At 57.0% G+C, this 24,727-nt stretch carries 25 protein-coding genes; 5 read left to right on the top strand and 20 right to left on the bottom strand.

The genetic code is table 11. The annotated features are described in order from the left end of the window. Positions 1 to 26: 26 nt before the first annotated feature. Complete coding sequence (locus C4S68_RS14075; RefSeq protein WP_103933703.1) at positions 27 to 2,909, bottom strand: SNF2-related protein; 2,883 nt, start codon at positions 2,907 to 2,909, stop codon at positions 27 to 29. Positions 2,910 to 3,574: 665 nt separating this feature from the next. Between C4S68_RS14075 and C4S68_RS14065 the strand changes: the two genes are divergently transcribed. The 4 genes from C4S68_RS14065 (at position 3,575) to C4S68_RS23220 (ending at position 5,007) form a co-directional block, all read left to right on the top strand. Further along, complete coding sequence (locus tag C4S68_RS14065) at positions 3,575 to 3,964, top strand: type II toxin-antitoxin system RelE/ParE family toxin (RefSeq protein ID WP_160115157.1); 390 nt, start codon at positions 3,575 to 3,577, stop codon at positions 3,962 to 3,964. Beyond that, positions 3,939 to 4,322 (top strand): helix-turn-helix domain-containing protein, encoded by a 384-nt coding sequence (locus C4S68_RS14060; RefSeq protein WP_103933700.1) that lies wholly within the window; start codon positions 3,939 to 3,941, stop codon positions 4,320 to 4,322. The genes C4S68_RS14065 and C4S68_RS14060 overlap by 26 nt, the downstream gene beginning before the upstream one ends. Before the next feature lie 259 nt (positions 4,323 to 4,581). After that, entirely contained in the window at positions 4,582 to 4,770 is a 189-nt protein-coding gene (locus C4S68_RS14055) for an FmdB family zinc ribbon protein (protein WP_103933699.1), read from the top strand. A 69-nt stretch (positions 4,771 to 4,839) separates the two neighbouring features. Continuing rightward, positions 4,840 to 5,007 carry a hypothetical protein gene (locus C4S68_RS23220; RefSeq protein ID WP_160115156.1) on the top strand — a complete coding sequence of 56 codons (168 nt, stop codon included), beginning with the start codon at positions 4,840 to 4,842 and terminating at the stop codon, positions 5,005 to 5,007. A gap of 100 nt (positions 5,008 to 5,107) precedes the next feature. On the opposite strand, the gene C4S68_RS14050 is transcribed toward C4S68_RS23220, so the two are convergent. From C4S68_RS14050 to C4S68_RS14040, 3 genes are read right to left on the bottom strand one after another with little or no spacing between them, the layout of a single operon-like run. Beyond that, a complete protein-coding gene (locus C4S68_RS14050) occupies positions 5,108 to 6,397 on the bottom strand; it encodes a DUF3560 domain-containing protein (RefSeq protein WP_103933698.1) in 1,290 nt (429 codons plus the stop codon). 41 nt (positions 6,398 to 6,438) lie between these two features. Next, the gene (locus tag C4S68_RS14045) at positions 6,439 to 6,633 is read right to left on the bottom strand and encodes a hypothetical protein (RefSeq protein ID WP_103933697.1); all 195 of its coding nucleotides are present in this window, start codon (positions 6,631 to 6,633) and stop codon (positions 6,439 to 6,441) included. 33 nt (positions 6,634 to 6,666) lie between these two features. After that, positions 6,667 to 6,951, bottom strand: coding sequence for a hypothetical protein (locus C4S68_RS14040; protein ID WP_103933696.1), 285 nt, complete (start codon positions 6,949 to 6,951; stop codon positions 6,667 to 6,669). 484 nt (positions 6,952 to 7,435) lie between these two features. On the opposite strand from C4S68_RS14040, the gene C4S68_RS14030 reads away from it, so the two are divergent. Further along, a complete protein-coding gene (locus C4S68_RS14030) occupies positions 7,436 to 7,717 on the top strand; it encodes a hypothetical protein (protein WP_103933694.1) in 282 nt (93 codons plus the stop codon). Between the two features lie 124 nt (positions 7,718 to 7,841). Here the strand turns inward: C4S68_RS14030 and C4S68_RS14025 are convergent, their stop codons facing one another. The 16 genes from C4S68_RS14025 to C4S68_RS13950 form a co-directional block, all read right to left on the bottom strand. Further along, a complete protein-coding gene (locus tag C4S68_RS14025) occupies positions 7,842 to 8,576 on the bottom strand; it encodes a hypothetical protein (protein WP_103933693.1) in 735 nt (244 codons plus the stop codon). Next, positions 8,573 to 9,064 carry a hypothetical protein gene (locus tag C4S68_RS14020; RefSeq protein ID WP_103933692.1) on the bottom strand — a complete coding sequence of 164 codons (492 nt, stop codon included), beginning with the start codon at positions 9,062 to 9,064 and terminating at the stop codon, positions 8,573 to 8,575. The genes C4S68_RS14025 and C4S68_RS14020 overlap by 4 nt, the downstream gene beginning before the upstream one ends. A 29-nt stretch (positions 9,065 to 9,093) precedes the next feature. Continuing rightward, positions 9,094 to 9,657 (bottom strand): hypothetical protein, encoded by a 564-nt coding sequence (locus C4S68_RS14015; protein ID WP_103933691.1) that lies wholly within the window; start codon positions 9,655 to 9,657, stop codon positions 9,094 to 9,096. A 326-nt stretch (positions 9,658 to 9,983) separates the two neighbouring features. Continuing rightward, entirely contained in the window at positions 9,984 to 13,118 is a 3,135-nt protein-coding gene (mobF, locus tag C4S68_RS14010) for a MobF family relaxase (protein WP_103933690.1), read from the bottom strand. Positions 13,119 to 13,126: 8 nt separating this feature from the next. Then, positions 13,127 to 15,196: a type IV secretion system DNA-binding domain-containing protein gene (locus C4S68_RS14005; protein WP_103933689.1), complete on the bottom strand. Its 2,070-nt coding sequence runs from the start codon at positions 15,194 to 15,196 to the stop codon at positions 13,127 to 13,129. Next, entirely contained in the window at positions 15,196 to 15,573 is a 378-nt protein-coding gene (locus tag C4S68_RS14000; RefSeq protein WP_103933688.1) for a ribbon-helix-helix domain-containing protein, read from the bottom strand. Before C4S68_RS14000 ends, C4S68_RS14005 begins: the two co-directional genes overlap by 1 nt. Before the next feature lie 208 nt (positions 15,574 to 15,781). After that, positions 15,782 to 16,105 carry a hypothetical protein gene (locus C4S68_RS13995; RefSeq protein WP_200821551.1) on the bottom strand — a complete coding sequence of 108 codons (324 nt, stop codon included), beginning with the start codon at positions 16,103 to 16,105 and terminating at the stop codon, positions 15,782 to 15,784. Further along, positions 16,092 to 17,135, bottom strand: coding sequence for a CpaF family protein (locus C4S68_RS13990; RefSeq protein WP_103933687.1), 1,044 nt, complete (start codon positions 17,133 to 17,135; stop codon positions 16,092 to 16,094). The genes C4S68_RS13995 and C4S68_RS13990 overlap by 14 nt, the downstream gene beginning before the upstream one ends. Before the next feature lie 8 nt (positions 17,136 to 17,143). Further along, entirely contained in the window at positions 17,144 to 17,827 is a 684-nt protein-coding gene (locus tag C4S68_RS13985; protein WP_103933686.1) for a VirB8/TrbF family protein, read from the bottom strand. A 12-nt stretch (positions 17,828 to 17,839) separates the two neighbouring features. Continuing rightward, entirely contained in the window at positions 17,840 to 18,643 is an 804-nt protein-coding gene (locus C4S68_RS13980) for a type IV secretion system protein (RefSeq protein ID WP_160115155.1), read from the bottom strand. Between the two features lie 73 nt (positions 18,644 to 18,716). Beyond that, the gene (locus C4S68_RS13975) at positions 18,717 to 19,523 is read right to left on the bottom strand and encodes a hypothetical protein (RefSeq protein ID WP_103933684.1); all 807 of its coding nucleotides are present in this window, start codon (positions 19,521 to 19,523) and stop codon (positions 18,717 to 18,719) included. A 67-nt stretch (positions 19,524 to 19,590) separates the two neighbouring features. After that, positions 19,591 to 19,848, bottom strand: a complete 258-nt coding sequence (locus C4S68_RS13970; protein ID WP_103933683.1) for a hypothetical protein — start codon at positions 19,846 to 19,848, stop codon at positions 19,591 to 19,593. Positions 19,849 to 19,858: 10 nt separating this feature from the next. Continuing rightward, positions 19,859 to 21,202, bottom strand: coding sequence for a TrbI/VirB10 family protein (locus C4S68_RS13965; RefSeq protein ID WP_103933682.1), 1,344 nt, complete (start codon positions 21,200 to 21,202; stop codon positions 19,859 to 19,861). Beyond that, the gene (locus C4S68_RS13960) at positions 21,156 to 21,920 is read right to left on the bottom strand and encodes a TrbG/VirB9 family P-type conjugative transfer protein (protein WP_103933681.1); all 765 of its coding nucleotides are present in this window, start codon (positions 21,918 to 21,920) and stop codon (positions 21,156 to 21,158) included. Before C4S68_RS13960 ends, C4S68_RS13965 begins: the two co-directional genes overlap by 47 nt. Before the next feature lie 11 nt (positions 21,921 to 21,931). Further along, positions 21,932 to 24,394 (bottom strand): VirB4 family type IV secretion system protein, encoded by a 2,463-nt coding sequence (locus C4S68_RS13955; protein ID WP_103933680.1) that lies wholly within the window; start codon positions 24,392 to 24,394, stop codon positions 21,932 to 21,934. Continuing rightward, on the bottom strand, positions 24,394 to 24,690 hold the full coding sequence (locus tag C4S68_RS13950) for a VirB3 family type IV secretion system protein (protein WP_103933679.1): 297 nt from the start codon (positions 24,688 to 24,690) through the stop codon (positions 24,394 to 24,396). Before C4S68_RS13950 ends, C4S68_RS13955 begins: the two co-directional genes overlap by 1 nt. Positions 24,691 to 24,727 lie beyond the last annotated feature (37 nt).

Below are 24,727 nucleotides of genomic sequence, written 5' to 3'. Positions count from 1 at the left end.
TTGTTCGTGATAGTTCTGCCTGGACGCTACTGCACCGTCCAACGGATGGTAAATAAGGTTTCCGAGTGGGTCTGCTGCGCTAGCCGCTTTTCCAACGATTCAATCAGTGCATCGCGCTTCACCATAATCTCATCCTCCACGGCAAAGATTTCCTGCCTCTGGCGGCGCTGCTGGCGCTCTAGCTTTTGGATCTTCTCCAAAACCGTGTGCTGTTCTTCAAGGGTGACCGCTTGGCGCGACTGACGCCGCAGTGCCTTGATCTGTTCTTTGGTGTCAAGCAGGGCCTTCTCCGCCGACAAAACCATGTCATCGGCCCATTTCTCTAGCTTTTCCCTCGCCTTATTGAAGTGGACGCTGTTCTGCTCCAAGGAACGGCTTACCGTGGCCTTGGCGTGACGGTCGGCCTCTGCTTCAAGCCGTTGTTGCACCGTCGGCGAGATGCCCTTGTCCTCGACGCGAGCTGCGCAGCCGAAGAGCTTCTCCATCGTTTCGTGGTCAAGGGACGCGCCATCATCCTCGAAGCCGGAGAATAGCAAATGCTCCTCGCGCTCATAGGAGTCGATCTGAAGCCGAACGAGAGTAAGGAATCCGCTTCTTCCGCGCAGAGCCTCAACCGTATGGAGGCGTGTCGGATGGTTTGTCGAGTCAAATACGAGGCAAGATGGGGGCGTATGCTGCGCTTTACCGTCATCCATAACATACTGGCCGAGGGGATGAGAGAGACGGTAGAGGAAGCGGCTGACATCTTCGCCGCCGTCATCGGCATGAGGCTGCAACTTTGAGATCAGGTGGTAACGGCCCGCTCCAATGCCTCCGTGCGGAGGACGGTTCAAGTCGAAGGCGAGAGCAGCATCGTCAAAGCGGGCACGCTCCGCGAGAATGAATTGCGTCAGAACCCAAAAGCGCCGCCCAACGCGGTCGAGTTGGGCTTTCGCATCGGCTAGCTGAATGCGTAGCCGATGATGTACATCCTCATCGAAGGATTCGAACAGCTTCCGGCGAGTATCGTCCATACGTGTCCGGATTTGCTCGTCCATCTCGTCTTGCAGCTTGCGAAAGGCAGCTTCGATCTGCTCGGGCGTCCTGCACTCCTGGTAAATCGCGAGGATTCTCTTCTCAAAATCCACGCCGGACTCGATTGCTCCGAGCACTTCGTCAGAAGCTCCGAAGACACCGTTGAACAGATTGAATTTCTCGCTTAGGAGTTCGAGTACCCGGCGGTCCACATCATTGCGCTCGTTGAGAAAGTTAATGACCACTACGTCATGTTTCTGACCGTACCGATGGCACCGACCGATCCTTTGCTCGATGCGCTGTGGATTCCAGGGTAGGTCATAGTTGATGACCAAAGAACAGAATTGCAGGTTGATCCCTTCTGCCGCAGCCTCCGTCGCGAGCAAAATTGTTGCTTCATCACGGAAGTGTTCGATCAGAGCCGTCCGGACATCTACACCCCGAGATCCGGAAACTCGGCCGGTGTCACGATTCTTGTCAACCCAATGCTCATATATCGCCGTTGCTTCTGGGCCACTGTTGGTGCCGTTGAAGGAGACCACCTGTCCCTGGTAGCCATTGGCCTCCAAGAAGGTTTTCAAGTATTCCTGGGTGCGACGTGATTCCGTGAAAATGAGTGCCTTGCGTGCAGCGCCGGTCTTAGCCATTTGCTCGAAGCCGATGTTCAATGCTTGCAAAAGCGTCCTCGTCTTGGAGTCAACTCCGATCTTTCGAGCCCGCACGCCGAGGTGCCGAAGAATCTCAATTTCTTCACGAAGCTTTTGGCGGTCTATGCTAACGGACGCGACTTCTGGGGTCTGACTCTCCTCTTCTTCGGCGAGAATCTCGTCAAGCAGGTCATCCTCCATCTCTTCGCTCTCGATGATTGCTTCGACAAGTTGCGGAGCGTCCCCAGACTGTCCGTCCGGAAGAGTCACAAGGCGGAGGCGCAGCGTATCGAGTGTGCCGGCAATCGCTAACGATGACGATGCCAGCAGTTTACGAAGGATGAGTGCGGTGAGATGCCTCTGGCGCTGTGGAAGGGCGTAGCTGTCAGAGCGCTGGAGAAACGCGGACACGGCTTCATACAGCGCATGTTCATCGTCGCTTGGCGAGAACGGTCGCGTAATCGTCCGCCGTTCGGTGTAGCGAATGAACTCTGTGACCTGATTCCGCAGAGTGCGTTTGCAAAACTCGGAGAGGCGCTGCCTCAAATCCGTAATGCTGCTGCCCGCATTCACGTATTGACTCCGGAATGCATTGATGTCGCCGAACAGGTGCTCATCAATCAGCGTCGAAAGGCCGTACAACTCCATAAGGGAGTTTTGGAGCGGTGTAGCAGTGAGCAGGAGCTTCCGGCAATCTTCCGTGGCCCAGCGAATACCCTGGCCTACCTTGTTGCTGGGGCGATACGCATTACGCAGTTTATGTGCCTCATCCACCACGACGATGTCCCATGCAATCGACTTCAACTCGTGGCGGATGGCGTTGGCATAATTGAAAGACACGATGAGAACGGCTTGCTCAGCAAGGGGGGCCTTGCCCTTCCGTTCCTCATCGCGAAACGACTTTGAATCGAGTACGCGAGTTGGCAGGTTGAACTTCTCTTCGAGCTCAAGAGCCCATTGCTTGCGGAGCGAAGCGGGACAGATCACCAATACGCGCCGCCTGCGTTCCGCCCAAAGCTGGCATAGGACGATTCCTGCCTCAATGGTCTTTCCGAGGCCCACCTCGTCGGCCAGAATCACCCCTTTTGACAATGGAGACTCCAAGGCAAATAAGGCTGCTTCAATCTGATGTGGGTTTAGATCTACCGCAGCATCAAAAAGAGACATGGAAAGACGATCTATGCCAACGACTGCTTTGCGGGTCAAATCGTGAGCAAAGTATTTGGCGTGATATGGCGTCAGACTCATTGGCGAGCGATATTCTCCGTGCCTCAATTCTAGAGCATCGGTGCTAGCGGCCCTGCCTCCGTTGCCGGCAGCTAAGTCTTTTGGAATCTCGCAAGTAAGGCGAGCCTGAAGAACGTCATAGGCTGATGCCGTAGTCTCTGTCCCCGGTTCTGGACGACTGCGCTCTTGAATTATCATCCAACGAGTGATTTTGCGGGTGGTTCGCGTTTTCAAGAGCGCTTTCCCGTGTGATCGGGTTGCGTAGCTGCGAGATTCAATACCAAACTCCTTGCTTCCGCGCGTGTAGTACAAAACATCGCCCTCCTGATAGTTGGCCGCCCATTCCCATGGAAGGTGTGGAAAAGTGGCCGTCAGGCCAGCCGCAGGCCGGAGGAAGCGAATACCTGGAGCTGCACGGAGCTTTTTCCATCGCCTTGCGCGCGCCAGGAGCGGCGCTCCTCAGAAGGCTTGGTTTCCTTGCTGGGCGCGGAGCGCGAGAAATTGCTTTTGTTTTTGCTCTTGTCGGAGGGGCGTTGCGGGGAGGTTGGATCTCCCTGCTGAGGAGGGTGGCGGAGGACGCGCACGCGGCCGCAGACAGGGGGGAGACTTCCGCCCTCAAAGCATCACGGCCTCAGCGTTTGTCTCAGCTTTTGCGTTTATAGTACGGATACTATAAAGTGGAGTGTGTGCCGCCGCCCGAACGAAACCGTATCGCTTCGATCTCCTGGGAGGGCGACTCATGGAAGGTGCTGAAGTCGTGGCCGAAGCCGATCCAATGGGACTTTGGCAATTCGTTACGCGAGATGCAGCACGGACGGCCAGCGAGATTGACGGTCAGGCCCATGCAGTCCATCGGTGCAGGCGTGTTCGAGCTGAAAGACGCCGACGAAAAGACCTGGTACAGAATGGTGTATTTAGCTCGCATCGAAGACACCATCTATGTGCTGGACTGCTTTGAAAAAGACACCGCCAAGACCGAGCGCAAGGATCTCAATACCGCCACGAGCCGGTTGTCGCAAGTGAAGCAAAGGATTCTGGAGGAGCGGAGACATGAAAAACGCAAGCCAAAGCAATAAGCCGGGACACGTCACCAAAGGGGACCTCTTCGACGATCTGGGCTTCTCTCCTGCGGAGACGCTGGAGATGAAGATCAAGGCGGAGATTTGGCAAGCGTTGCTACAGCACATCGAAGAGCAGGGATTCAAGCAAGCGTATTTGGTGGCGACGCTCAAGGCGCACCAGCCGGACGTGAGCAATTTGCTGCGGGGCAAGCTGGCCCGCATCAGCATCACCAAACTGATTCAGTTCGCCGGCAGGCTGAACCTGGAGGCGCGGGTCAAACTCACTTCACCCAAGCCGGCGAAGCCTGTCTCCTCGGTCAAGGTGTCCACGGCGAAAGCGGCGAAGAGCCGGCGCGAATTGGTTTCAGCGTAAGGCGCTTGCGAAGCGAGCAAGCTGCGGCTGTCGTTAAAAGTTAAAATCCGCCGCGTGGGGAAACCGTTCATGGGTTCCCCGCGCGGCGGATTTTTTTGGAAAGGGAATGGAGCGCGTGTCTCGCGGTCCTCTGCGGTTGGATGTCCTAGCCCGGCGGGTGGGCAAAACCGGCGCTGGCGCAAAGCGACAGCACGTTTAGGGGATGGGAAAGACGGGCGTAATAAGGTTTTGTAAGATACTTGCAATCAGGAGCGACACCATGAAGTCCGACAACCCCACGATGTCCGCTCCTGCCGAAGTGCTCTACGTTTATCGCTGTACGAACTGCGGACATCGTGGCGACGTTCATTTCGCCGACGACTCCCACGATGGCGAGGTCATGGTCTGCGCGTCCTGTGATTGTCCTGTTCGGATCGAGTGGGACGGCGGCGTGACGTTTCAGGCTTGAACCGCGCAGGAGTCGATAGGCTCATGGCTTGATCTCGCCGCATTCGTAGACGTGGATATAAGCACCGTAGTGATTCTATCCAATGTCGAGCTGACCACGATAGAAAAGGTCTACCTCGAAATGCCGCAGCCGGTATCGTTTGGTGTCTCTCTTCATCTGGACACAAACGCGCATTGCATTGCGCTGGTTGCCAGCCTTATCGTTGGCGTCGATGGTCGCGTTGATGTGCTTTTGTAGCTCTCGCAAAGTCATTTCGATAATTCCTCATGGAGGGTTGGGCGCGTTCCATTCTTCCGGTGTCGAAAGAACGGAACGCGCACGGTTTGATTGCGGGAGGTCAGTCGATCTTGCCGCCGAGTGTGAAGGGGCCAATCTTCGCCCCTGGCTGCGCCTTCGCGGTCAAGTCGGCGATAAGCTCGTCCTGCCGCTCTTGGGAGACGCCCTGCGCGTCCCAGAGGCGGCGCAATGCGGCTTCGGGGTCTTGCTCCTTCGGCTCTTCTGGCGATGGCTCGTTGAGAGTGAAGCCGACGCCAAAGGCGGACTCGATCAAAAGGCCAGCCTCGCGTTTGGCCTGAACCTCGGCGGCGGACATCACGGCGAAGAGTTTGTCGAAGGGCATCGTGCGGGTATACGTGTTCGGGCCATAGGGCGGCTTTTCGAGTACAGTGACCGAAACTTTGTTGACCTTCTGGATGTAAGACCAACCGCCACTAGGCGAAGCCCAGCAACGGCAAGCGCCGCCCTTCTCCGGGCCGGTCTTGTCGGCGATGGTTCCGCCACCCTCGGCCAGCATCGCCCGTTCATAGGCGATGCGGTTCTCATAGTGAGTAAGCCAACGCTGCACGAATGCGATGCTGCGCTGGTGTACGCGAATGGCGATGACTGCGGCCTCTTGCTCGTTGATAATCCCTTTGTCCAAGCCGCCCCAAAGGGTATTCGCGCCTTCATAGGTGGATGCCGGGTACTTCTCTTTCGTGTAATAGACGGTGATATGGTCTTGGTTGGAGATGGCAAGAGCCAGAGCGCGGGTCAGTGCCTCACGCTGCCACATCTTAAGAAACTTCTGCGACTCGGCAATCCTGCGTTCCTGTTTGCGCTTGTCGGCTTCCAGCGTCTTGATGCGGCGGGCGCGAACGTCGGGACGCTCCTTGTACTTGGCATGACGGACGGCGGCATCGGCGCGATCTGTCCAATACTTCGCGGTGTCCCACATCTTGACGGCGCGGCGCATCCCATTGTCGATCCGCTCAATGTCTTTCCGGTGGCGGCGTTCCGAGTGATGGCCGATAAGAATGGGTTGGCCGAAGGGAATGCCGTCCGCAATAGCGGCAACTGTTTTTTGCGCTCGGTTTGCATCCTCGGTGCGGCTCTCGCTGTATTCGGCGAATCGTTCGCTGCGCTCCTCGGCACGGTCTACAAGGTTTGTATCTTCGTCGTCGATCTCGCCGCACAGTTCGAGCAATAAATCCTCACGTCCCGGTGTCCACATCGGGGCGACAAACAGGTCTTGCCGGGGTGCCCACTTGAAACCTGCGGTCTTGACTCGTGCATAGAGTTCAGCGTCGAGACGGCTGGAAGCATAGAGTCTGAGCTTGTTGTCTTCGGGGGAATAGGTTGCGGTCATCATGGCGTTTCGTCTCCTGGGTCGTGTTGGGTTGGTGCGTGGGGCTAGATGATTCCGGCAGCGCGGAGAAACGAAGGGCAACCGTGCGGACAGGTGCCGTCCGGCTCTACTTCGCATTGCTCATCGCAGAGCGCGAGGGCGTTCTCGTCGCCGAACAATACGGCTTCGGCCATCTCTTCAAAGCTGCGGCCTTCCTGCTTCAATAGGTCGTTGAGGGTGATGCGGTGGGAGTTCTGCATGGTCGTTGCTCCTTGGGGTTATGTCGTGGGGGTTTAGGTGGAACGGGGATGCTGTTTTGCAAAATGCCAATCGAGTACAGGCGTGATGTGGGTTGTGGTGAGGTCTTGCAGCCCATCGCTGAGAAGTTCCACGGGGACGTTCCCAAGAACCTCCCCGCAGGCGGGGCAGGAGACGGTGACGGTATCGCCGCAAAAGCCCAAGCTGGCGAGGTCTGCGGTGTCTTCTCCAAGAAGGTGGTCGCCCATGTACACGTCGGCGAATCGCCGCCATGTAAACGGGTTGGGTGTGTCTGGTGGTGTGGTTTGCGTGGTGCGCATGGTTCCTCCGTTTTTGAATGGCTGTGCTGTGTCTGTACCCAGACACGCCTTGGCCATGGCCCACGCCATCGAGGGCGGCAAGTGCAAGGTGTGGGAAAAGTGGCCTTCAGGCCAGCCGCAGGCCGGAGGAAGCGAATACCTGGAGCTGCACGGAGCTTTTTCCATCGCCTTGCGCGCGCCAGGAGCGGCGCTCCTCAGAAGGCTTGGTTTCCTTGCTGGGCGCGGAGCGCGAGAAATTGCGATGGCTTTTGCTCTTGTCGGAGGGGCGTTGCGGGGAGGTTGGGCCTCCCTGCTGAGGAGGGTGGCGGAGGACCGGAGGGCCGCAGACAGGGAGGAAACCTCATCCCACTGCTAGCTATGAATTTGTTTGCATTTCGGCTGGGATCAACCGTTGTGTGACGTGCCGCTGACGATTTCGTGCAATGAAGAGTGAACAGGTATCCCCAAGGGGAGAAGAAGACTCTAACTACCCAGAGGGCGCTCTATGCAAATTTCGCTCATCCTATTTCCCAACGCACCGGACAACATCAGTGCCTTGGTCTTTGAGAGCAATGCCAGCGCACGATGCTGGAAGCGGAATTACGATTCGGTACAGGAAGTGGTGGACGAATTGAGTGAAGCGGGTATTGCCACTGCGGAAGACGCGAGGGAGTTGCAAACGAGGCTCATGACGGAAGAAAGCTGCCCTCTCTTCCACGCAGCGGTCGAGGTAAGGGATTTGGAAGATTGGGGCTTCACCCTTGTCGGAAGCGAACGGGTAAATTGACATGCAGCTGGAACGATGCAGGGCGAGTCATGGAAGCTCTAGTCGCCATCCACTTTGCAGTCGTGCATGACCAACACATAGGGGGGCGGCCAATGGAATTCTTCGGCGGTATATCGCCGTTCGACTAGGCCTTCTCAGGTCCCAAGTGAAGTATTGTTGCAGACGCTAGCAACGATCCGTCTTCTGGCGGCCCTTCGCCCACTTTGTAAGGTTCTACCAGCCGCGTCATCTTGCTACGACGGCCCTCAGGAGTTGAAACCGTATGAACGCGGCAATGTTTGCTTGCTGGCTCATCAACTAATGCGACATGATCGGGCTCGCACCCGAACAACTCAACAGTGCAGAACTCGCCCATATATGGTCTACACTTTATGTGGTCGCAGTCCTCGTAGTCTCCATGGCAAATACTGCATTCCTCGTGATCGCACACCATTCCCGCGCTCATGAATGCTTGCGGCGGGAAGACTACTCGTTCAATCTTTGCAAGATGATCTATAAAGGGTTGAAGCTGGAAACCGTCATCAGACTTCATCGCGTCTGAAGTGAAGCCTTGTGCATCTACCAACAGTCGCCATGCTTCATCCGGCTTCTCTTCTTTGAGCAATACCCACATCAGGATTTCGGCTCGCATCCCCTTGAGACGGCATTCACAGCCGAGCAAAAAGTTCGCCCACCTCTCATCGCCTGTAGCCACGGCAGCGGCCTTGTCTTCTGCAAGCTGCTGTAAGAAGCCGTAAATCTGTGCAGATGCTTCCTTCTGCAAACCACTGTCGATAGTGCAGAAACAGAAATGACTGAAGTGAGTCACGGCCTCATTGAACTTTTCTATGTAGCTTGCCTCTTCCTGTGTGACGATCACTTCTTCGCCTCTCTGACCAGCTTTGCAAGGTCCTTCACTGCTTCAGACGGCCCCTCATAGTCGATGCGCGTTGATTTGCCGTTTGGGTCTTCCACCACAACGGATATTTTTGTAGTGCGAGAGCCTGTGGCACCTTTGAACGCGTCATAGATGTAGCTCGACACGATATTCAACGCAACTGATACCAATTTAGGATTGTTGTTCCACACGGTAGCGGAGACGAAGATTATCGGTGATACCCAGTCATTCGACTTGTTCTTCACATATGGCGGTCGCTTCTCTTTGCTTAGGATGTCTTTGACCGGAATGTCCGCCTGTCGGAGGAGCTTTCTTATCGTGGCCGCTTCAGACGCTTGCTTTAGATCGCCGATGGATTCCGCTGTCGAGATGTTGAGTGGGAGAAGGGCTATTCCGTCGGTAGGGTACTCGGCTCCGAGCTCGTTGAGCTTCTGACGCACATTTATAAATTCTGAAACCTCTACACTCACTTAGACGCCTCCGTTTATTGCCATATCTGTCAGAAGCCGAGTCGCGGCCTCAACTCGACCGCCTTCTCATGTATACGCTGCATGAGCGTTGGTTCGCTATCGAGCTGGCGTCTCACGATGTCCTTTGCTACGGCCCAGAACATATCAACGTGGACTCTCGGCGCGTAGGGATGCTCTTTCAGTTGTTCGCAAAGAGCTAAGAACTTTCGCCTGTCTCCTTCTTCTCCGTGATCGTCCAAGGCTGGGTATAGCCTCTGCGCTGCAACGGAACCCGCCGCGCCTGCTTGTGCGTCTCCCATAAGCCAATGCTCAAACGTGCTGTGATTCCCATCCCAACAGAAGGGCTCATGCTGCTCAATAGCGCCAAACTGGCCGCCCCATATTCCGGTCTGGCTATCGCAGGTGATTCGTGTCTTCAGCACGTTATAGAAGCAAGGGCCCCTGCGCTCGTTGTAGATGACATGGGCTGCCTCGTGAACGCAGAGCGCATCGATGAAATCGGGCGTAGTCAACCTGTCCATCATGCGCTGATGGTGGAACGCGAAATCTGCGCTCGCCTTCTGCTCGTCCGTCAGTGAAGAAGTATCGATCACTCTTTCAGCGTAGCGCGCCTGTCAAGAGGCGGCGGTGATCCGGAAGCAGTAGCGGGCGCTGGGTCCATTTTGGGCTGTCCCGTCGGTTTTCGCTTGCGCCTTCGTTGCGCCAAGGTGCATCGTATGAATAACGGCATATAAATGCAGCGGCGAAAGCCGTGGTGCCGGTCACCCGCCAGCAATGGTCTCCACGAGTGTAGGGATAATCAAGAGGCGCATGGCAGTTTGAGACGGCCCCCTTCATCGGGGGCCGTTTCTATTTATGTCCGAATCATCAACCCATGCCGGGTATTGTGCAGGATGATCCAGAACCGGACCGGCTACGGTCACAGACCGATCCCCTGATCGTTGCCTTGATCGCTGCTGCCGGGCTGCACGTTGAGACTGTCGGCTACCGCATGGGACGGCTCGTGTGCCGCGTGCTCAAGGGCATTCTCTCGGCTAATCGGCTGGGCTTCCCTGTCGTAGAAATTGCTTTGTGGGTCGATATGCAGCCAACCTCCTGTCTGATCGTGCTTATAGCTCTCGATGTCGCCTGTCTCCCGCTTCCATTCGTACCCTTCCGTTTCCTTGGGCAAAGCTGCTTCGATGGGCGCATAGTGCCGAGCATCAACTTCGGCTTCGTGATGAATGATTTCGGGGAGCGAAACCATCGCCTCGGTAGATGGCTCACGGCGTAGATCATCTTGCGGGTGCTCTCTGCTGTTGGTCATTGGTGGCTCCTTGTTCGGGGCGTGCTGGTTGGCGGTCGGTTCGACCGACGCTCTTTGAAGGTCTATCGCCGAGGTCTTGGTCACGTCCGTACTGAGGCGTTCGCCAAGGGTTCCGGCATCATTGGTGTAAATCCGTGCGTCCTGTGACGCACGGGAGACGGAGACATAAGCGAAACGAGTATTTATGAGTTCCGGGTGAACGGTGGTGTCCATGTTCACCAATACGCGATCAGTAGTCAGCCCTTGGGAGCTGTGAGAGGTTACGGTGTAGCCGTGGTCGAAGTGCCGCATCTTGGCCGAATCGAAGCTGACGCTGCGCTCTTTCTCGCCGTCCATCTTCACGTCGATCTGCTTGCCGTCGATCCGGTCAATGGTTCCAAGATCACGATTGGAGACACCCAGTTCGCGGTTTGTGGACGTGAACTGGATGCGGTCGCCCTGGGCGAAATCGCGGCTGATCTCGCGGTATGCGGTGATCCCGCTCAAGCGTTCCGGGTCGTAGATGACCTGCTTCCCGTCGTCTTTGCAGACTGTAATCCGGTTGGCTGCGGCGTCGATGGCGGCCACCGTGGCATACGAGCGTGGCTCGATCCCATGCTCCTTGCTGCCACGCATGTAGTAAAGAATGTCACCCTGCTGATAGTTGGCTGCCCACTCTCTATCGACACTGGTAAGCTCCGATCGCTGTGTCAAAACATCCATCCGGCGGTCGTCTCCGGAGACAATGCCGGAGCTTTTTAGCTCGTTGCGGATGGCATCGTTGATGTCGCGGCGGCTGGCGTTATCGGGCGAGACGACGAGCGTGTTCTCCGGCTTGGCGGCATAGTCCTTGGCAATAGCCTCAATGCGCTGGGCGTTGTCCTGGATCTCGGTCACTCGCCCCTGCTGCTGCAAGAGACTGACGCCCATCGCCGTTTCGTTCTTGGCAAAGTGCTCAACGACGCGAAGCAATTCCGGGTCTTTCTGGCGCATGATCTGGTCAAGCTGAGCGGTCTGCATCCCGGCCTGCTGCATCTGCTCGAAGGGCTTGCCGGCGTCTACGCCTTGATGCTGGCGGGTGTCTCCCACGAGCAACACCCTGTCTTGCGGCCCAATCTTTTCCATAAAGCTCTGCATCTGGCGGGTGCTGGCGAGACTGGACTCATCGACCATATAAAGGTGTCTACGGTCGGGGTCGCCCTTCGTCTGCTCCTGGCCTCCGCGTGCAAGAAAACCTTGCAGAGTGTCCGCTGAGATCCCTGCCTCTCGTAGCTGGGCGGTGGCTCGGCTGGTGGGAGCGAAACCCTCCACGGCGTAGCCGTTCCTCTCTGCTCCTTCCCGGATGGAGGACAGCGTACTGGTCTTACCTGACCCTGCGAGGCCCTGCAAACCGTGGACGCGGTCATGGGAAGACAGCACCTCCTCGATGGCTTTCCGCTGCGCCGGATTGAGAAGTTCGCGGCTGTTGGCATGGGCTGCAGCTTGTTCTTTTTGCAGGACTGGTTCGACGGTATTCTGGCCTCGTTGCATATGTCCTACCGTCGCCAGCTCCGCAGCGATGGTCTCGCGGGTGGTGAACTGCCGCCCTGTTTCATGCTTCTGGCCGTCAACGATTTGGAACTCACCGCTGCCGTGCCTTTGATCGAAGTTCGTCCGCACCTGGTCATAGGTGAGGTCGCCCATGCCGCGCCGCAAGGCGTCGCGCATAATGTCCCGCTCGTCGGTGACGGCCTCACGCTCGAAGCTGCGATCTTTGGCAAAGCTGACTGCTTCCTGCGCCCGCTGGGGCGCATCCGGCACACGATTCTGTGCCAGTCCTTCAGCCTTTTCCCTGGCCTCTGCGACCACATGATCTGCCTGATTGCCGAACTCGGCCGCAATCTGCCTGTGAGCGGCAAGAACTTCAGAGGGAGTATGGATTTCCTTCCGGTCTCGGGTGTTATGGGCGGCGATCTGCGCGGCCTCCGGCCCGCTGAAACCGCTCCGTGCGATGGCCTCTTCGATCTGCTGGCGGCGCGGACTGGACGCTTCAAGGTACTCGGAGGTGTAGCCCTTTACGTCGGGAGCACCACTCTTTCCGGCCTCAATCTCGTAGCCCAGATTGCGGAGCCGGAAGGTCAGTTCGGATTGGTAGACAGCGGTGGCAAACTGCTGGCTATCGAAGAATCCGCGCTCTTGTAGGGCGCGGGTAGAGCCGTCTCCGCGCTCGGTCATATTGAAGATGACGGCGTGGGTATGGAGCTGGGGAGCGGCGTAGCCGTCAACGGGACGGGCGGTGTCATGCTCGAACTTTGCGACTATGAACTTGCCCGTCGTTTCGGCGGGGTTGTTCCCGCCGATGCGTGCCTGCGTGTAACGCTCCAACTCCGTCAAGGCGATGGTCACAGCCTGCCGGTGGGCTTCGCGGACACGATCATCGCCTCCTACCAGAGCGGTCAATGAAACGGACTTTGGAGCTGAGAACGTCGCATCCCACCCGGCCCGATGCTCAACGGGCTTTACGGTAGCTCCGTCTGCGGTGGTGTACTCCTGCGCCTTGCGATGCTGGACCAACTGCTCGGCGGTATGAGGGTTCTGGCCTTCACTGAGGCGGGCGAAGTGCTGGGCGTCAATGGCTCCGGCAAGGCCGTATTTCTCGGCCAACTGCCCCTGCCACTCTCCGAGAATGGTGTCGCCCTGCTTCCAGTAGTTCTGCTCGGCGGAGGTGAACTCTTTGGCGTGGTAGGTCTGTGCTTGGCCGGAGCTGATAGGCTTCGAGATGGTAAGCATACGGCCCTCTAACGCCCGACGAAGTCAACCGCTGCCTGGAGTTCTTGGTCGCTCTCGACCTCACTGGAGTCCACGGGGGTATCCGGGTCAGTTCCCGCCTCGGCAAGCTCCTCTTCGGTCGGCTCTTCGGGCACCGGCAGGACGGCATCTTCGACCTTCGGAGAGACAATTTTCTTCCCTGCTGGCACGTCGGCTTCAAGGTCAATCGTCGGCTCGCTGGGCGTCTGAGCCTTCGGGACAAGAGTGATTGGATCGAAGCCAAGCGCATCATCTTCCATATCGCGGGCTATGAAACCGCGAGTCCTCTGAGGCAAGTCCATGTACTCGAAATGGAAGCGGGCGACGTTGTTTCCCAGCTTGAGAAAGGCATGGCGATTCTCAAGGCCGGAGATTTCCGAGTCCATGACCAGCGGTTCAACCTGACGGTCCAAAGTGAAGTTCTTGCCGGAACGTGTGCCGTCGAAGTGTGTCTCTTTCATGCGCTCGATTTCGATCTTGCCGATGGCGTTCGACACCCATTCCGCCGCCTTCGGCTCAGTGGTTTTCAAGAAGATTTTGGTGGCGGGCTGCGAGAGCATAACCTCGGCCAAGTGGCCGTAGATGACCTCAAGCTGGGCCTTGCCTTGGAAGCCCAGGACGAGAGGATTCTGGCTCTTCCGGTTCTCGGTAATGGCTGTGTGGAGCTGAGGGAGACGCTGCAAGCTCGCCAGCTCGTCCAATACAAACCAAACTGGCTTCTGGGTGCCTTGCGGCGCGGTCAAGAGTCGCAGAACCAACAGGTCGATCCAAAGGCTGTGAAGCGGGCGCAAGGCTTCGCGCTCGGTCGCGCTGGAGGTAATGAAGATCCAACCCTTGCGTGTCTCGGCCCACTCTGTAGCGCTCCATGTCGTCTTCGCCTGGTCTTTGGTGGGCAGCATCCGTAGGCTGTCTGCTACCAGTCCGAGCGAGGCAAGCACACCGTTGCGCTGCTGCTGCGCGCCCTTCGCAATCATGGCCTGCATCTCCGTTCCGAGTACACGTTTGTCGATCTCATCCGGGTTGGATAGCCATGCGACCAACTGAGTCGGCGTCGGTCCAAACGTGAGCAGATGGGCAAAGATTTTCTGTGGCGTCTCGGTGAAAAACTCACCCTTCTTGTCGCTGGTCGGCTGGTAGAGCGAGGCGGCAATAGCCTTGGCTTCGGCCTTGCGACGAAGCTCCTCGGACGGCCCCCAGTAGGGGCAGCGGGCATCCAAAGGATTGAGCACAATGTCCCCGCGCGTGGCGTCGTAGAACCTCTGGATGAACTCGCAAGCGGGGTCATAGACGATAGCCATTTCACCCCTGGCTTGAATCTGCCGGAGTATCTGCATGATGAGACTGGTCTTGCCGGCGCCTGTGTCGCCCATGAGTTCGATGTGCTGGGCTTCGGCCTGTCGTGGTATCCGCATCATCTCTTTGGCTTCGGTTGTTTTGAAGCCGACACCGTCGCCCTGGACGGTCTCATTGAACTCCTTGGGCGTGAGCATCACTGGCCCTTTGAGCAGCCGTCCGTACTTCATCTGCTTCCGGCGTTTGATGTCTTTCCGAATGGAAAACGGGAGCTGTGCAAGCAAAGTGAGGAAGCCAAAAAGAAGCGGGAGTTTGTATATGTCCCAGAGCTTTTCGTCCTCGAAGACGGTGCTCTTCAGGTACTCGTGCAGTGGTTTATCGAGGTACGGTTGCTCCGGCCCACGATAGAGAGCGCGGAGTCCACGCCCTGCCGCCGCGCTCGAAAGCGCAAGCGGAATATGCTTGCCGCCCGGTGCCGGAGTCGTGCCTTGCTGCACGTCGGCTTCAACGGCAGGTGCGCCCATTTTGGTGCCGTCGCTAACGTAAAGCAGTTGGTACTTGTCCTTCTTGTTGAGGGCTGCACCTGCCGCCGTTCGTGCATAGATCGGCGTGTAGAACTGCTGCAAGGGCGTCTGGCCGTAGGTGAAACGGACATACAGAAAGCAGCCGGTCAGCACGAATGCGAGGAACACCGCGCCATAGGTGTAGATCGGGGAATGCGGCGGAAAGATGACCGTCTCTTTACGGCCCCACTGTTGACTTGCCATCACGCACGCTCCAGGTCTTGCTTCGTTTCAACGGCTAATGCTGTCTTCCGCTTTTTGACCTCGACCATGATTCCGTCGAACACCTCCGGGGTAATCTTGAGGCCGGTTGCAAGCGGCTTTAGGAGGTTCGTCAGCATCAGCCGAACCCCTACGATCTCGCTCAACTCAGGACTTGCGGTAGGAGCGCCGCTATCTCGTATCAGCTCGTCAAGGATGAGCCGGCGAATGAACTCGCCGCGTTGCTGGCCGCGCTTCTTGGCGAGTAAATCGAGTCGCTCCGCTTCACTCCGGCTCAGTTTCGATGAGACATTCGTGAGCCGAAAGGATGCCCGCTGTTCTGCCTTTTCCACCATCGCGTCATCGTTGAGAAGGGGCATATTGGCCTTCAATCTGTCACGAATTCTTGGGAATACCTGGGTATTCTCAAGAATTCCTGAGCACTGTAAGTTGTTGAGGTTGTTCGGTCGCTTTCAAGAATCCGTAAGGATTCCCAGCACGACCCTCAGAGGGATGGAGTGTCATAATTCATCCGGTGCGTAGCACCGCTTCCATCCCGGCACAAATGATTGGAGGGGGTAATTCACTTTACTTAACCGCCACATTCGCTACCGGTATTGGTGCTGGACTCGGCACTGACGTTGCTGGTTTGCGTCCCGGCTTTCCCTTCGGCCTATCGTCGCCATTCCGTTTGATACGCAACGGATGTATCGGCTTTGCATCATTCGGCGAGCCGATGAACTTCTGGAAGTCCTTGTCTTTGGTGAAGACATATTCGAGCGCCTTGTTCACCACATCGTCTGCGGCAACACGGGTGAATGCTGCATATTGATTGACGAGGTTTGCTGTGGGCTCCTCAAGTGAAACGGTGGCTGTGACTTTGCGGCTGGTAGTGATCTCAAGCAATGGCATGAACGTTCTCCCTCTTCGTGCTGGTTGAATTGATTGGGTGGACTATTGGGTTGTCGCGCTCATTGTCGCGCTCTCCTGCAAGATCGAAGATGGTGTCATACAGGAATAGCTTTGCGGCGCGATCGTATCCGCGCACCGCGATAATCTCGCTGATCTTCCGGCCTCTGGCGAATCGTCCCACCTGGACGACGATCTGAACTGTCTCGGCTATCTCTGCCGAGATGTCGTCGCGATTCGATTGCTGATGCGAACGCATCGCCAATTCGCCGAACCTGCGAAGCGCTTTCACCGCAGAGCTGGCGTGAATTGTTGCCATCGAACCTGCGTGGCCGGTATTGAAGGAATCGAGCAGCGTGCGTGCTTCTTCGCCGCGCACCTCGCCAAGGATGATCCGGTCGGGCCTCCACCGCAGCGCCGCCTTCAATAGATCGTTGAAGCTCACCGCGCCGGTGTGCGATTCGGTCTGGCACTCGGACGCCAATAGATTCGGCTTACCGATACGCAGTTCCGAAGTGTCTTCGATCACCACAATGCGCTCGCCTTCGGGAATGAAATCGGCCAGAGCGTTTAGCAGCGTTGTCTTTCCACTGCCGGTTCCGCCGCTAATCAAAATCGTCTTCCCGGCCTCAATATAGCCGCTCAGCATGTCGCCTATCTCGACACTCATTGCATCGGTCTGGATGAGGTCGGCGATGGTGAACCGCACCTTGGAGAACTTGCGAATGGTGACGGCGGGATTGGGCCGCACGACGGGCGGAAGGACCGCCGCGAGGCGGCTCCCGTCCGGCAATTGGGCATTCAATAGCGGGTGCGCTTCGTCGAACTTGCGGCTGAGTTTGTTCGCAATCACCTCAAGGCCGGTGCGGAGCGCCTTCGCATCGAAGATGACCTCCGCGTGTTCCAACCTGCCCTTGCGCTCAAACCACCATTGGCCGTTCGGATTGCCCATAATCTCGCTCACCGTGTCATCAAGCAAGAGTTCCTTGATTGGTTGGAGAAACGATATGAGAAGGTCCAGGTCGTGGTTCATACAGGCTCCTAATCAAACGCCTGGTCTGCGCGGTAACGAACGATAGTGAGTCCAAGCGGATTGAATGACAGAGCATCGTTCGCAACGTGATCGGCGAACACATAGGTCACGCTGGCAGTCCAGCGCTCCGTCTTTAGTTGCGTGTGATCGTTGGCGTTCGTGTAGACCTTCTCGAACTCAATGCGTGCGGAGTAGGGCGACACCCGTAGATCGTCGAGTATGACGCTCTTGATATTGATATCGACATACGGGAGTGTGCTGTCCTGCTGGAAGGTAGCAATCGTCTTGGTCAACTGCTCCTGCCGGATGACGGCCTGCTGGACATCCGAATTGAGAAAGTAAAGCGCCTGGGTCTGGTCGCGCTCAATGGTGTAGCGGTTGCGCTGGAAATAAAGCGCGGCCCACCGCGAGAGGTAATACTTGTTCTCTGCCTCCTGCGGCTTGTACTCATAGTTGCGATAGTCGATAGCATCGGCGTGGCCTACGTCGTTGATGCGAATGACGAGTGGTTTCATGCCGGCGAGCGCCTTCTGGCTCTTGAAGGTAAGCGTACCCAGCATCAGGCAGACGACGCACAATACGAGGATTGTGACCTTCAAATAGGTGTTCATTACAAGCGGATCGCCGTACTGTTCCAGATAGCGTTCCGCTGCGCGGGTGATCTCGGGGGATTTCGTCTCTTGAACTGGCATTGGGGATCTCCGTTAACCCATGATTCCGGCTGTGATGGCTCCGGTGATTGCGCCCATACCTGCATCGTGACCGGAGCTGCTGCCCGAGAAGATCGAAGCCGTAATAGCCGGTATCTTGAGAATCAGGAAGACGTTCACGACCACAAGCACGATGAGCAATGGAAGATTCTTGATGAGAGTGAGGGGATTGGTGAAGTCGGTAAGATTGGCGTAATAGGTGATGAAAAGGTGCCCCAGAATACTCATCGTCGCTGCTGCGACTACCTTGTAGAAAGCGAAACTCAAGTACGCCTTGAACCATCCCCAAAAGAGAAATTCCAGCTTCTCGATGATGAGAAATGGAATGAAGATCGGGCCAAGAATACCGATGATCGTTCCCGCAACTGCGCCGTATGCCAGGATGACGGCAGCGATGGCCGAAAGCACCGAGAGTCCGATTTGGGTGCTGATATAAGCGAAGAGTAGATATGGCGCGGTGAACATCGCCATACCGGGGCCGGACTTGGCTAACGCCGCGTCGATTGATTGGAACATCGACTGTATGCCATCCTGCCCAATCGTCTGCGCGAGACTGGTGGTTCCCTGGCTGATAAAGCCTTTAAGCGAGTACCCGATTCCGGGGATGCTGGAGTCGTAATATTTCACGAACATATAAGCGAAGCTGATGAGCATGAAGAAGTTGAGAAACTTCCCCATGTTGAATCCAGGTCCGCCTTGCGCCGACGCAAGCGCCTCTTGCACTCCAAACCACACCATCATGATCGTCGCCAGCGAGAGGACGATGTGCAGTCCGATTGCATCGACGGAAGGCGACATTGTTGCGGTTAGGCTGTCGCACTGTTGTGCTATGAACGTGAGTAATTGATTTCCCATAATCGCCCCCGGCGGATCAGTAGCTCAGTGCTTTGGTGATGCCTGTTGTGTCAGTCGAGACGTGGCTGTTGTAGTTCGTCTCGTATCCGTCAGCCGCTTGCATGGACATCTTCAATGCGTCCTGCTGCTGCTTCTGCTGCACCATCTGCTGCAAGCTCTGGGCCTGCGTCATCTGGCTCGCCTCCTGCTGCGTGCGGAGCTGCAAAAGCATCGCCTGGTTGATGCGCTGCAACGTAGCTAGTTCGGTCTGTTGGGTTGGGTCGATGGAGTGGCTGGCAGTTTCAAGCGTCTGGATGTCGATTGCGCGCTGTGTGGAGTTCGCGCGAATCGTTCCAATCGTTTGAAGGCTGGTTGAAGTCACCGCATCGCCCAGGTCAATGGTTGCGCCTTGCGCTGCAATGGCCTGTTGTCCTTGAGCATTCAGAGAGGTATATCCGGAGATTTGCCCCGTCCTCTGGACGCCCGCTCCCTGGTTCGCTGAGGCAGCGCCGCTGCCGTTCGTTGCCGCATTCATCCACGGAAGAGAGTTGCCGTAAGTGTTTGCGGGCCGCGTCACCTGCGTCCACATCTGCTCTCCCATGTTAGCGAAAGCGGTGTAGTAGCTGGATGGTGCCGTTGCCATGCGGTGGGCGAGGTTGTACGTCTCCATGACGTTCGTTAGGGTTTGGAGGTTGGTCGTATAGAGTTGACTGCCTTGGATGATTTGCTGCACGGCGTGCGCGGACTGCGTGGGGTCAAGCACGACGCTCGCGCCGATCTGTGCGTGTGCGGGAATTGTAAGCGTGGAGAGGGTAAGCAGAGCTGTGGTTAAGAGTCCCTTCATATGGTTCTCCTTGTCGGGGCCTTCGGGTTGTTGTGCGTGGATGGTTAGGGGCGGTTATGGGAATCGTTTAGCGTTTCGAGGCGGCAATATCGTTCTGGAGATCAATGATCTTTTTGCCGAGAGGATTCATTTTGTCTCGCTGCGCCTTGCACTCCGCTTGTGTGCGCTGGATGACTTCGGCGGGGGCGAGTAGGCAATTCTTCTGGTACTGCGCGTTCTGGCTATCAAATTGCGCGTTGAGTTCTACAAGCTGGTCTTGCTTACTCTTGCATCCGGCGACGGTGAGGGCGACGAAAGCGACGACAATAACTATGGCTTTACGCATGTTGGTCTCCTTAGAACGACTGAGCTATACGATGGTTCTCATAGGCTGGCAACAGCATGTCCTGCGTAAAATAAACTTTCACGCGATGTCCCTCCCGGATGGTGATCGTGGGCGGGATCTGAATGAACCGGTCGAGAATCGTGGTGGCCGATTGCGACACGCTGGACGCCGCACCGTTCGTAAACGACTGCGGGCCGGAACTGGTGAGATTCGACCCGCCCTGGCTGATCTGCGCGGCACCGGCGATCACACCAAGCGCAATCGACGTTCCAAAGATTTGCAGGTAGTGATTGTTGACCTGATCCTTCAAGCCCTCCTCGCCGATCTGATCGAGGCCGTGGAATTGGTCGAGGTCAACGCTGTATCCGTCCGGCATCAACAGGCGATGGAAAGCGACGGAGATACGGCGCTGTTGGCCGAAACCGGCGGCGCCGATCTTGCGGGCCTCGCCCAGCACGATCGTTCCCTCGGGAATGAGGACGTGCTGGTGATCGTGCGAGTACACCGGATTCGATACCAGCACCTTCACCGGCCCCACGGCATCGCCGTCAAGCCGATTCATCAACACCGTATCGAGCGTCAGGCCTTCATAGATGACATAGGGCTGGCCTATGGCATTGTCGATATTGGCCTCGCTCGGACGTTTGTACTCCGTCGCCGGTATCTGATCTCCCGACGCCTTCTGCTCTCCGGCGGCGCGGGGAGCGGTCAAGGCAGTAGGCTGGCCCGCCTGTAAAGCGGCGGCATAGGGATTCTGCGCCGCCGCCGGAGGCCGCGGCGGTGCATTCTGCTCCGGAGCAACCGTCTCCTCCCCTCGGGCAAAGGCGATATTGGACGAAAACCGCGCTGCATCCGCCCTCTCCTTCTCCGTCGCGGCAAGCTGCTGTCCGGCTTGTTCCGACGGTGTGAGCTGGGGCTGCCCGTTCGCCTGGGTGCCGTTCTGCTGCCCGTTAGGGGCATACCCCGCTGCGGCGGTCTGCTGCGCCCCTGTACCGCCCGCTGGTGAGCCGGTGGCGGCTGCCAGTTGAGCGTCCTGTTCCGCCTTCAGCTTGTCGGCCCCTAGCTGACGCTGCAAGGCGTCTACGTTGCTTGCTGTGTTGTCCTGAACGTAAGGCTGCGGTGGCGCACCTTTGGCCTTCTCAGCGTCCGTGGGGGCCTTCTTTCTGGAACTGATAACGGTTGCCAGAATGAGGAGAACGACTGCCCCGAGATAAAGAAACATCTTGAGGTTCTTCTGCAGCACGCCTTTGGGCTGCGAAGTGTGGTCTGTGAGCTGCGGGTCTGCGGTGACGGTATCGGCCATTGTGTTACCCCTTCCTTGTGAATTCCATCTTTTTCTTGCCCAGTTCGACATAGCCGTTGTCCATCACCTTCGGGATGATGTATGTCCCTTCCCGCAGGTCGTAGTTGATGAGGTTGGGTTTGCCGTCCCGCATCTCGTACACGCTGAACTTCTCCGGTGCATTGGTCTTGATATAGGTGAACTTGTCGTCGTGGTAGATCGACTGGATATCGAAGGGGGCCTCATTCGTTTTGAAGGTATAGTCGAACTTCAACGCAAGTGGGTAGGCACTCTTGTACTCATCGACGGTTGCTCCGACGTGTGACTGAAGCGTCGATATCTGTTGATGGGCCTGTTCAAGCTGGGCGGCTGGAACGTATTGGGCTGGTCCATTTGCCGCAACGATATTGGAAGCATCCGCTGGCTGGATGATGACCTTGAGATCGGGATCGCCGCCCGATGCGGTGATGTCAGTCAAGGTGAAGCTGTAGATATTGCCCTTGTCCGTGATGAGGTTAAGATTTGAGCTGATGCCCGGCTTGGCCGGATGAACGAAGCAGAAGTTTCCGACCACATCCACAATCCAGAAGTCCTTGTCGCCGGTCGCGGCCTCCATGATTTTTTCGGTGGCTGGGACAACGATGAGCGTTGTGTACTTGACCTTCGCCCGGATCGGCACGATGTCCTGGGAGTGGTAGGAGACGTTGCGCGAGGCGGTCTGGGCGTGCAATGCCAGACTGCCGAGCGTGGCGAGCATGATTGCGATGGCTGTTGTCTTCAGGTGCTTCATGGGTGGACTCCTTAGCGGCGCGGTTGGAACGGGTGAGTGGTAGCGAGTTGGCGAACGCCCTCGGCGATGCCATACTCTGCGAAGGCCTCCCGCTTGAGCAGGTTGTCGCGGGCGTTGTTGGTCGCAATCCAGTACGAGACGGAATCGACGTTGAGCCGTACCTTCTTGCTGGAGTGCGCCTTGCGAATCAGCATCTCGCCGGGTGGAATGAGGTCGGCGATGATGTCGAGTTCGGTGTCGTTGAGATGGAACGCCTCGCGGTAGACCTGGCGGTTCATCTCGGGATTCGCAAGAAAAATCTTGGTCGGGCAGCTCTCGGCGACAACCGCCAGCATCCCGGAATCCTCAAGCTCCTTGATGGACTGCGTGGCAAGGATCATCGCCGCGTTGTGCTTCCGCCAAGTCTTCTGAGCCGCGACGATGTAAGAGCGGATGGTCTCGTTCTTGATGAAGAGCCAAGCCTCGTCCAACAGGAACGTCTTGAACGTCGCCAGCTTCGCGGGGTTCGCAATCTCATTGCTGGCCCGGTGAAGGACATAGAAGAGCAGCGGCTCCAAGACCTCGGGAGCATCGCCCCAGCCGGCGAAGTTGAACGTCTGGAACTTGGAGAAACTGAGCGTGTCCTCTACGTTGTCGAAGAGGAATCCGTACTGCCCCTCCTTGGTCCAACGGTGGAGCCTTTCTTTCAACTCACCGATGATCTGGCTGAACGTCGATAGAGTCCGCTGCTCCGGCGCGACAACATACATCCGCTCGATCGCTTCCCATAGCTTGCGCTCCTCTTTGAAGTCGAGACGGTAACGCTTGTCGTTGCCCTCAATGAGCACACGGAAGAATGAGAAAAGAAATTGCAGGTTCTCCTTGCTCTCCGGCAGACTGAACGGGTTGATGGTGAAGTCCCGGCTCTCCTGGCCGACGTTTAGGTACGTTCCACCGAAGATCTCCGTGAGCGACTGGAACGAGCCGCCGATGTCGAAGATGTAGGTCTGCGGCCGATATTTCTGAGCGTTCGTGAGAAGAAAATTACATAGAAAACTTTTGCCTGAACCTGTCATGCCGAGGATGAGAGTGTGCGCTACCTCGCCGTTATGCAGGTTGAGGTAGTACGGCGTGGCGTTGTCTGTCTCCAACACCGCCAGATACTCTGAGCGGAGATGCGGGTTCGTCTTCTCGCCTGGGTGGATGGTGAAGAGAAAGGACAGGTCGGCGTAATTGGAGTTGAGCAGGTACATCTTGCGGAGGTTCTGGGCGTAGTTGCCCGGAACGGTCGCAAACAGCGCATTGAGCTGGTTGTATGTCTCGGTGAAGAGCGCACCATCGGCGTTCGTGAACACCCCGGTAAACTCGCCCATCTCTTGATTGATAGTCTGGAGGTCAGTGCTGTAAAGCACCACGGTAAGCGAGAAATCTCCCAACGTCTGGCCGTCGCCGAGCGCCCGCAGGCACTCGCCAAGGTTCTCGATATCGGCCTGCTTCGACTCATCTATCAGCACGTCGCGCTGGTTCGTCTTCGCTGGATCGCTGCCCATCTGCGACACGAAACCGGACTTGCTCATGTTGAAATGGCGACGGCGTTTGTCCACTTCTTTCCGGGCCTTTGCCATCGAAAGTGGCGTCCACTCGGTGACGACATAGAAGTTGCCCTCAATCTTGAAGAGCCGGTCAAGGATCAGAGGCCGTGTCTCTGCAATGGCCTCTTTCATCGTGAGGATGCGGACGAAATGGTCGCCGATGCGGAGGTGATCGCGCTCCGCCTCGATGTTGGAGTTGACCACCTGATAGTCGAGATACTGCGTCGATTGCGGCTTGCCCGCGATACGCCAGTCATCGAAGTTGAGCAGACGGCGGAAGAAGCTGAACTGCGCCTGTTGTCCCTGCACCTCGATCGGCATGAGGTCGGCGAGCTGGCGGGTAAAGTTCTGTACCCGCTGCTCCAGCTTTATCAGGTCGGCGTCGATCTGCGTCCGCAGCAAAATCTTCATGTTGTCGCTGGTGAACTGCGCCTTGAGTTCGCGGATGCCGCCCTGCGGGTCGCGCGGGATACGCAGGAGAGCGGGCATGATGCCGGTCTTCGACCGCGCACCTTCGAGCACGACCACATAGAAGAGTTCGATCTGATAGAGCCGGTCGCGCTTGGACTCGAAGAATTGCCGACGCTGATCAATCGCTGCGTCTATCAGGGCGTCGTCGTAGCTGGCAAACGGAATCTCGGGCCGGTTCGTCTTGAAGAGATATTGATAGACGTGGAAGCCTTCTCCGAAGGACTTGAGGGCGGATTCGAGACGCTTCACCGCGTATTGCTGCTCGTCGTTGTCAAGGCTTTCATAGTCCACGCCGGTAACACTCAGCACCATGCCGAGGTCGCCGCTCTTGGTCAGAAACGTTGTCTCTGTCCAAAATCCATAGAGGTTGATGTGGGCGCTCAATGCGTCCGCTTCCTTCCACGGCTTGATGACTCGCGAGAGATTCAGCATTACCGCACCTCTACGTTCGGGACTCTTTGTTTCGCGGCGTCGTAGCGCAGCTTGAACTTCTCGGAACGTCCAATAATCTTGAGGAAAGCGGGGTCTGAGTTCGTCACCCAGTGGCCGAAGATGCAGCCGCCAATGAAAACGATGATGCCGCCAATGATCGAATTGAAGAGGTTGAACATCCCAACTGCCGACACGGCAATCATGAAAAATAATGTGCGTTCGATGCCCATATAGGTGAGGGGCTTATGCAGGCTCTTGAAGACTCGGTTGCGGCGCTTCTGAGTTGTTTCCGGCATAAGCCCCTCGCATAGAACGTCGTTGGAGTGAAGTGAA

This window comes from Bryocella elongata (assembly GCF_900108185.1).
Classification (GTDB): Bacteria; Acidobacteriota; Terriglobia; order Terriglobales; family Acidobacteriaceae; genus Granulicella; species Granulicella elongata.
This window is presented reverse-complemented; position numbering and strand designations above follow the sequence as displayed.